General features: G+C 69.9%; 6 protein-coding genes. 2 read left to right on the top strand and 4 right to left on the bottom strand.

Features of this window, described 5'->3' with window-relative positions:
* Positions 1-126: 126 nt before the first annotated feature.
* Both Mterra_RS17030 and Mterra_RS17025 read right to left on the bottom strand, forming a co-directional pair.
* Positions 127-402, bottom strand: a complete 276-nt coding sequence (locus Mterra_RS17030; protein WP_119316242.1) for a hypothetical protein — start codon at positions 400-402, stop codon at positions 127-129.
* Between the two features lie 16 nt (positions 403-418).
* Positions 419-2,326 (bottom strand): S8 family peptidase, encoded by a 1,908-nt coding sequence (locus tag Mterra_RS17025; RefSeq protein WP_119316241.1) that lies wholly within the window; start codon positions 2,324-2,326, stop codon positions 419-421.
* A 258-nt stretch (positions 2,327-2,584) separates the two neighbouring features.
* Here Mterra_RS17025 and Mterra_RS17020 point away from each other — a divergent pair, with 258 nt between their 5' ends.
* Positions 2,585-3,079, top strand: a complete 495-nt coding sequence (locus Mterra_RS17020) for a hypothetical protein (RefSeq protein ID WP_119316240.1) — start codon at positions 2,585-2,587, stop codon at positions 3,077-3,079.
* 65 nt (positions 3,080-3,144) lie between these two features.
* Here Mterra_RS17020 and Mterra_RS17015 read toward each other — a convergent pair whose 3' ends face one another.
* The gene (locus Mterra_RS17015) at positions 3,145-3,741 is read right to left on the bottom strand and encodes a TetR/AcrR family transcriptional regulator (RefSeq protein ID WP_119316239.1); all 597 of its coding nucleotides are present in this window, start codon (positions 3,739-3,741) and stop codon (positions 3,145-3,147) included.
* A gap of 349 nt (positions 3,742-4,090) precedes the next feature.
* Here Mterra_RS17015 and Mterra_RS17010 point away from each other — a divergent pair, with 349 nt between their 5' ends.
* Complete coding sequence (locus Mterra_RS17010; RefSeq protein WP_119316238.1) at positions 4,091-6,304, top strand: MMPL family transporter; 2,214 nt, start codon at positions 4,091-4,093, stop codon at positions 6,302-6,304.
* Between the two features lie 240 nt (positions 6,305-6,544).
* Here the strand turns inward: Mterra_RS17010 and Mterra_RS17005 are convergent, their stop codons facing one another.
* Entirely contained in the window at positions 6,545-7,363 is an 819-nt protein-coding gene (locus Mterra_RS17005; RefSeq protein WP_218022959.1) for a trypsin-like serine protease, read from the bottom strand.
* Positions 7,364-7,486: the final 123 nt, after the last annotated feature.

The following is a 7,486-nucleotide window of genomic DNA, read 5'->3' as shown; positions in this document are numbered from 1 at the left end:
GGCCTGTGGCCTGTGGTTCGCCCCTCCCCGTCCCTCCCCGCCGGCGGGGAGGGACGGGGAGGGGCGAACCACAGGCCACAGGCCACGGGCTTACCGCTGACAGCCGACCGCTCTCCCTCGCGAGCCCTAACGCGGGGGCTCGAGCCGCTCGGCGGCGGCGATGGATTCTACTTGGGGGTCGTGCTCGGCGGCCTCGAGGCCTTGTGGCGTGGCGTCGGCGGTGAAGAGGCAGGCGTCGATGCGGCTGCGCACCCGGAAGCCTTCGGGGACATAGCCGGGTTCCTTGACCTTGACGATCACGGCCACCGGCTGGCCGGCCTCCAGGCCCCGGGCCTTCTCGCCGCGCTCGGGGCGCAGCGAGCTGAGCTGCTGTTTGGTGGGCTCGAGCTTGCGCCGGCGCATGGCTTCATCCTCCCCGCTAGCGCCCCTCCTTGGCGGCTCGAGGCCGGGGCGCGCGCCGGGCGCCACGGGCGGGCCTGGCCTCGGGTTCGGACGCGGCGGCGATGGGGGCGGCCGACATCGCGGCGGCCACCAGGCCCTTGGCCGAGACCCGCCCGTGGCCGTAACGGTCGTGCCAGCCGCTGCCCTGCGGCGGGTTGCGGCGGGCGGTTTCGATGACGGCTTGGCGGATCTGTCCGACGTCGAGGCTCTTCTTGCGGGCCTTGGCCTCGGCCAGCAGCAGGGCGACGGCCCCGGTGACGGCCGGGGCGGCCATGCTGGTGCCCGACATGCGGGTGGTGCCGGTCTTGCTGCGCGAGCGGGCGGCCACCACGTCGTGGCCGGGGGCCGAGACTTCGGGCTTGGGGCGGCCGTCGCGGGTGGGGCCGGCGCTGCTGAACCACGACAGCGGCAAAGCGGGCTTGTGGGCGTCGTAGGAGCCCACCACCAGGGTGTGCCGGCCGCAGGAGATCGAGCCGATGGTGTGGGTGCTGTCGTGGGGAGGGGGAAAGCTCGACTGCCCGGCGTCGTCGCGCTCGACCCAGGCGTGGAAGGGCGTGCTGCGGCCGGCCTCGTCCTTCAGGCGCAGGGTCCAGCGGCCGGTGGGGGCCCCGGTGTTGAGGAAGACCCCGATCATGTTGTCGCCGTTGTTGGGGTCGTGCAGCCGGTTGGCGACGAAGAGCACCACCTCGCCGTCGCTGGAGACCGTGCCGCTCTCGTTAGGGTCTACCTTGCCTAAGCTGGTGCCGTCGGGCTGCACGATCTCCACGCTGAGGCGGCCGTCGCCGGGGTACCACAGCTCGAGCTCGTTCTGGGTAATGTCGCCCTCGCCCACGACCCAGGGCAGGTCGTAGCGGCCGCCCTTGGGCACGGTGCCCTCGGCGTGGATTCCGTCAGCGTAGGAGTTGGAGGCGGCGATCACCACCGCGCGGTCCGGGGTTTGCTCGAGCAGCCGGTCGATGCCCTGCTCCACCAGGGTGCTGCCGTCGTGGGGGCCGCCGTTGGTGCCCAGGCTGACGTTGATCACGCAGGGCTTGCCGCCGGCGGCCTGGAAGATGAAGGCGAGGGCCTCGAGCAGTTGCACCGAGTCGCCGAAGTTCTTGCCCACCACCTCGCTGCCCTGCCAGGGGACGTCGCTGCTGGCGATCTCGACGAAGATCAGGTCGGCGCCGGGGGCCACGCCGGGCACCCCGCTGCCCCGGCCGTTCCCCGCGGCGATGTCCATGACGTGGGTGCCGTGGGCGGCCTCGAAGGGGTCGGGGCCGTAGCCCAGGGCCTGGTAAGGGTTTGCGGCCTGGAGCGCGGCGTTGATGGCGGTGGAGGTGTAGAGCGTGCCGTAGTTGAAACCCGGCGGGCTGTTGGTGTCGCCGTGCTGGTCCCACAGCCTCCGGATGCGGGTGCGCCCGCTGGTGGTGCGGAAGTTCTGGTGGGCGAAGTCGCAGCCGATGTCCACGATGCCCACCACCACGCCCCGGCCCCCGCGGGCCTTGTGGCCGCCGGGCAGCAGGCCGGGGCGGGCCAGGATCTCCTCGGTGGTGCTGGCGAGCTCGCGGCTGAGCCGCTGGGCGGCCTTGAGGCTGTGCACGAAGGGCTGGGTGCGCACGAGCTCGATCCTCGAGACCGGGATGCGCCCGGTCACCACCCAACTGCCGTCGTGCCCCCGCCCCCCGATCACCGCGCCCATGGTCACCTCGGAGAGGCTTTGCCAGGCCTCGAGGTCGCTGACCTTGGCGACGACGGCCACCTCGTCCTTGCGGGTCGAGGAGGTGGCGGGCTTGCTCAGGCCGCGCTGGCGCAGCGCGATGAGGCGCTGGAGCCGGGGGTCCATCGGGGTGAGGTCGGTGCCGCGGGTGGGGCTGCGGGTCGGGATGAACTGGATCTCAGCCATAGGGGCGCTCCCTGGGGGCTTGGGCCAATGCCGGGTTCCGGAAATGCGCGGTTTCCACCTTTGCCTGGGGGCGTCGGGTTGGAGGGGTCGTCAAGCCAATGATACTACCGCGCGATGAGCGTAGAACATTTTCATGAGCAATTAAGGAACGGGGGTGATTGACCCCCATGAATAAGCAGTCAACGGCAAAATTGCTCTGGAAATTTGGACTTCTTCGGTTTATCATCTCGTGGGATTAACCCAAGGAAGGAGCGAGAGATGCAGTTGGAACGCTTAGCGAAGACCCTCACCGCCTCGCTGGTCGCGGCCGTGGCCCTGTCCGCCTGCGCGCCCAACGTGACGGCGCCGGCCATGCCCTCGCAGGTCCGGGCGCTGCAGGCCGACTTCGACGCCTGTGCGGGCAACGTCAACGGGCGGCTCGACGCGGTCGTCAACACCTACTACCCCGACTTCAAGCGGGGCAAGTTCGTCTCGGTGGTCTTCCCCCGGACCGACGTGGAAGTAGCCCGCTACCTCCTCACCGACGGCACCCAGGGCAAGAGCAGCCCCGGCAAGCGCTGCCCGCCCTCGGTCTGGACGCTGCCCCAGTACCTCGAGCTCAAGAAAAAGCTCGAGCACGCCGAAGCCCTCACCGCCGAGATCGAGACGGCCAAGGGCCTGAAGTTCAACGGCCTGGTCGAAGGCAACCTCACCTACGTTGACCTCAAGACCAACCGGGTGCTGACCCGGACCTTCGAGTTCCAGAGCCGCTAGCTCAGGGAACGAGCCTCCTCAAGGGCCCCCGGGCACGAGCGGCCCGGGGGCGCGTTTTCCCGTCTTCACCGCGCCAGGACGCCCTCGAGCATGAGCTCGAGGAACTTCATCATCTCGTCCTTGAGGCGGCGGTTGGGGGTGTAGGCGGCCCAGCGCAGCGCGGCCAGGAGGTACACGTCGGCGATGGAGCGGGCGATGCGCTCGAGGGACTGGTCCCTTCGCAACTGGCCCGACTCGAGCAGCGGCTTGAGGATCTCCCCGACCAGCGCCCCCAGCGGCAAGGCCTCGAAGGCGGCTCGAGCCCGCGCGGGGTCGGGGTTTAAGAGCTCGTAGGCCAGCGGGGACAGCAGCTCGCGCTCGTTCTCGCTGGTCTCGGCCAGCCGCTCCCACAGGCGGCGCAGCACGTCGAGGGGCGGGTCGCCGCTGGCGAGCTCGTCGCGGGCCTTCAGCCGCAGCTCCTCCAGCAAGGCCGCCCCGTAGTCGAGCAGCACGGCCTCCTTGTAGGGGTAGTAGTTGAAGAAGGTCCCCCTCGAGACGTGCGCGGCCTTGGCGATCTCGGAGGCGCTGGTCTGGTGGAAACCCCGTTCGCGGAAGAGGTTGACCGCCGTACGGAAAATACGCTCACGACGGCGGAGTTTTTGCCGTTCCCGCAGGCTTGGCATGGTATACATTGTACTCAGGTTCGTTCGGTCAGGCTACTTACTTTTCGTTGGGCTGGGTTGGGGTGGGGTTCAACGCCGAACGCCCAACGCTGAACGCCGATAGCCAATGGCCGGACGCCGATAGCCGGTAGCCGGGCGCGGGTCGTACGTCTTACGTCGTACGTCGTACGCAAGACGCGAGGCGCCTTGTCACCCCCCTTAGCAAGGGGGGCCGGGGGGATACCCCCTCCCCGCGTGCGGGGAGGGACGGGGTGGGGTCCACCACACGCCTCGAGCCACAGGCCACGAGCTGACGGCTGAAAGCTGACCGCTGACGGCTGAACGCTGCCCGCTTATAGTTAAAGGCCGGATGTTCGCCCGCCTCGGCCGCTGGGTCACCGGACACCCCTTCCTCGTGCTCCTCGCGTGGGCGGCGGTGGTGGTGCTTTCCGTACCCCTGGCCGGGCGTGCGCCGGGGGCGCTGGTGGCGAACAATTCCTCGGCGTCCGACAGCGAGGCGCGGCGGGTGGGGGAGATCCTCGAGCGCTCCTTCGGGCAGGACCTCTCCGACCGCACGGTGGTGGTGAGCGAGGGCCTGCCCGCCACCGACCCGCGCTTCCGCGAGGCCTACGACCGGCTCGTCGAGCGCTTGGGGCGCCTCGAGGGGGTGCTGAGCCTCACCCGCTTCGACGCGCCGAGCCCGCTAAAGCTACACTCCGACGACTACCGCGTCACCGCGACCGTGCTCCAGACGCGGCTCGACGACCCCGGCCCCGTGCTGGCGGCGATCCGCGCGGAGGTGCGGGCGCTGGAGCTCCCCGGGACGCGCTTCTACGTCACGGGGGCCACCGCCATCACCGAGGACTTCCTGCACCTGCTCGAGCAGGACATCCGGCGCAGCGAGTTCGTGGCGCTGCCGATGGTGGCGGTGGTGTTGGTGCTGGCCTTCGGGGCCTTCGTGGCGGCGGGCGTGCCGCTGGTGGTGGGCCTCATCTCCATCACCACCAGCATGGCGATGCTCTACGGGCTCACCCAGCTCACCGAGGTCTCGAGCTTCGCCCAGAGCGTGATCACCATGCTGGGGCTGGGCGCGGGCATCGACTACGCCCTGATCATGGTCAACCGCTTCCGCGAGGAGCTGGCCCGGGGCCGCCCGCCCCGGGAGGCCGCCGCCCTCACCACCCGCACCGCCGGGCGGGCGGTGGCCTTCAGCGGGCTCACCGTGGCGGTGGCGATGGCCTCGCTGTTCATCCCCGACCTCACCTTCATCCGCTCGATGGGCCTGGGCGGGGTGCTGGCGATCTTCCTCACCGTGCTGGCCTCGGTCACCGCCGTCCCCGCGCTGCTGGCGCTGCTGGGCGAGCGGGTCAACTGGCCGCGCCGCTTCGCGCTGGGGGCCACGAGCTCCGGCCAGACCCTGCCGCTCTTCCGCCGCTGGGCCGAGGCCGTCATGCGCCGCCCCGGGTTCTTCACGCTGGGCATCACCGCCGCCATGCTGCTGCTGGCGTGGCCGCTCTTCGGGATGCGGCTGGGCTACACCGGGGCCTTCGGGCTCTCGCCCGGCGTGGAGTCGCGCAAGGGCTTGGAGCTCATCCGCGCGCTCGAGCTCGGCGGCAGCCTCGACACCTTCGAGGTGCTCTTGGACCTGGGCGAGGCCGGCTTCACCCCCGAGGCCCGGCGCGACTGGGCCCGCCTCGAGCGCTCCCTCTCCGCCTTGCCCGAGGTGCGGCTGGTGATCTCCCCCTTCCTGGCCGGGCGCGTGGCCCTGGGCGACACCGCCAGCGGCCTCTCCGACCTGCTCTCCCTCACCCGGCGCTCCATCAGCCAGGACCAGCGCTACCTGCGCCTGTCGGTCGTCCCCAAGCAACCCGTGCGGGCCCCCGAGATCCCGGCCTGGGCCGACAAGCTGCGCCGACACGCCAAGGACGCGGGGTTCCAGACGGTGCTGCTGGGCGGGGGGCCCATCGGGGCGATGGAGTTCAACGACGTGCTCATCCAGGCCACGCCCCTCGCCATCCTCGTCGTCTTCGCGGCCACCTTCGTGCTGCTCACCGTGGCCTTCCGCAGCCTGCTGATCCCGCTGAAGTCGATCCTGATGAACACCCTCACCGTGGGGGCCACCTACGGCGTGGTCACCCTGATCTTCCAGGAGGGCCACCTGGGCGGGCTCTTCAACGTAGACCCCGAGACCGCCTCCATCGACCCGAGCCTCCCCCTCACCATGTTCGCGGTGCTCTTCGGGCTCTCCATGGACTACGAGATCTTCCTGCTCTCGCGCGTCCAGGAGTACCACCTCCAGGGCCTGCCCACCCGAGAGGCCGTGAAGGCGGCGCTCGAGCGCACCGCCGGCGTCATCACCAGCGCCGCCGCCATCATGATCATCGTCTTCTCGGCCTTCGTCAGCGGCGACCTGGTGGTCAACAAGACCATCGGCTTCGGCCTAGCCCTGGCCGTCTTCCTCGACGCCACCCTCATCCGCCTGATGCTGGTCCCCGCCGTGATGCTCCTGGCAGGCAAGTGGAACTGGTGGCTCCCCGATGGCCTGCGGAGGCTACTGCCCAAGGTAAGCCTAGAGCGGCACTAGGCGTGGAAGGTCCGTGGCGTGTGGCTCGCGGTAGACCCCTCCCCACCGGCGTCGAGGGCCAGGGCGTCTCGCGTCTCGCGTTTTGCGTCTCGCGTTCTGCGTCTTGCGTCTCGCGTCTCGCGTTCGGCGTTTTACGTTCGGCGTTTTACGTTCGGCGTTTTGCGTACGACGCACGACGCCAGGCCTAGGCCCGGCGTCGTGCTACGAGCTACCGCCCCTCAGCTACCGACCATCGCCCCGTCACGGCGTCACGCCGAACGTCGCCAGCCAGTCGAGGTCGTCCTTGCGGTCCACCCGGTACACCCCGCCCGTCCCGCCGCAGTTGCCGTTGAGGCCGAAGGAGGTCACGCCGCCCACCACGTTGGTGTCGCCGATGAAGTTGGGCCCGCCGGAGTCGCCGAAGCAGGTGCCGCCGGTGGAGTGGTTGTTCGACAGCAGCAGCGAGAAGTCGCCCACGATCCCGCCGTTGATCTGGATGAGGTGGGGGCGGGCCAGCATGCGCACCCGCTCGGCCTCGACGAAGACCGGGTTGATGCGTTGCAGGCCGTAGCCCACGGCCGTGAAGGTCACGTCCTGGCGCCCGCGCTGCCGGGCCATGCGGTCGAGCACGTCCTGCTTGGGCAGGGCGGCGTACTGGCTCATCACCACGGGCTCGTCGAGCACGACGACGCCGAGGTCGTAGAGGAAGAAGGCGTTGGGGTCGTACTGCGGGTGGGTGTAGGGCGTGCCGCCCACGTCGCCGTTGAAGGGGTAGCCGTTGCCGGGGATGCCCGACTCCACGTCGGCGTCGAACCAGATCTCCACGTGCGCGGCCGGGGCCTCGGTGCAGTGCCCGGCCGTGAGGTAGAGGGTCGGGGAGATCAAGGTGCCGCTGCAGCGCCACAGCGGCCTGCCGGCGGCGTCCTGCGCGACCATCAGGCCCACGTACGGGTGGCGGTTGCCGTCGAGCTCGCCGTTGGTGATCTGGGCGGTGACCCCTACGTCCTGCACGGCACGGCTGCACGCCGCCGCGACCAGGGCCAGACCTACGAGCAGGGCCAACTTGACGATACGGTTCATACGACCTCCTGATGAGGGTCCACCAATGGCTTGAATGGGCTTTTCGAGCATACGCGCTCGAGGTGTGAAATGGCAATGAAGCACGGCCGTAACATGAGGGTTACGGGGGTTGGCGCCCGGCAG

Source organism: Calidithermus terrae (genome assembly GCF_003574345.1).
GTDB lineage: Bacteria > Deinococcota > Deinococci > Deinococcales > Thermaceae > Calidithermus > Calidithermus chliarophilus.
This window is presented reverse-complemented; position numbering and strand designations above follow the sequence as displayed.

Coding starts and splice junctions, on each gene's coding strand:
- Mterra_RS17020 (WP_119316240.1), top strand. CDS start 2,585: ATGCAGTTGGAACGCTTAGCGAAGACCCTCACCGCCTCGCTGGTCGCG.
- Mterra_RS17005 (WP_218022959.1), bottom strand. CDS start 7,363: ATGAACCGTATCGTCAAGTTGGCCCTGCTCGTAGGTCTGGCCCTGGTC.
- Mterra_RS17025 (WP_119316241.1), bottom strand. CDS start 2,326: ATGGCTGAGATCCAGTTCATCCCGACCCGCAGCCCCACCCGCGGCACC.
- Mterra_RS17015 (WP_119316239.1), bottom strand. CDS start 3,741: ATGCCAAGCCTGCGGGAACGGCAAAAACTCCGCCGTCGTGAGCGTATT.
- Mterra_RS17010 (WP_119316238.1), top strand. CDS start 4,091: ATGTTCGCCCGCCTCGGCCGCTGGGTCACCGGACACCCCTTCCTCGTG.
- Mterra_RS17030 (WP_119316242.1), bottom strand. CDS start 402: ATGCGCCGGCGCAAGCTCGAGCCCACCAAACAGCAGCTCAGCTCGCTG.